This is a genomic window from Comamonas testosteroni (assembly GCF_000761245.1).
In the GTDB taxonomy this organism is placed as follows: Bacteria; Pseudomonadota; Gammaproteobacteria; order Burkholderiales; family Burkholderiaceae_C; genus Comamonas; species Comamonas testosteroni_C.
This window is the reverse complement of record NZ_AWOR01000003.1, coordinates 1-591: the sequence shown is the minus strand read 5'-3', so window position 1 is coordinate 591 and position 591 is coordinate 1. Positions and strand designations below refer to the sequence as shown.

Genomic DNA, 591 nt, shown 5'->3' with positions numbered 1-591 from the left:
AAGGCTTCGCTGATCGCAGCAAGCAACGAGATTCAAGACTGGTTCTTCTGGTTTTGCACTCGGTTCCTTAAAAAAATACAGCCGATAAGCGTGGGCGTTTGAGGGCAAGCAGCCAGTTCTTCGGAACAAACTCTTCGGAGTTATCAAACGCTCACAAAAACAGTAATGAGGAAGAATTTATTCTTCTTGATTCCGTCAAGTGAGTGAGCAGTCGAAAGACTTTAAATTCAAGATCGAACTATAGAGTTTGATCCTGGCTCAGATTGAACGCTGGCGGCATGCTTTACACATGCAAGTCGAACGGTAACAGGTCTTCGGATGCTGACGAGTGGCGAACGGGTGAGTAATACATCGGAACGTGCCTAGTAGTGGGGGATAACTACTCGAAAGAGTAGCTAATACCGCATGAGATCTACGGATGAAAGCAGGGGACCTTCGGGCCTTGTGCTACTAGAGCGGCTGATGGCAGATTAGGTAGTTGGTGGGGTAAAAGCTTACCAAGCCTGCGATCTGTAGCTGGTCTGAGAGGACGACCAGCCACACTGGGACTGAGACACGGCCCAGACTCCTACGGGAGGCAGCAGTGGGGAA

1 rRNA gene is annotated in these 591 nt (G+C 49.6%); it reads left to right on the top strand.

From position 1 onward, the window contains the following. Positions 1-235 precede the first annotated feature (235 nt). Positions 236-591, top strand: a 16S ribosomal RNA gene (locus tag P353_RS04090); the annotation flags it as partial.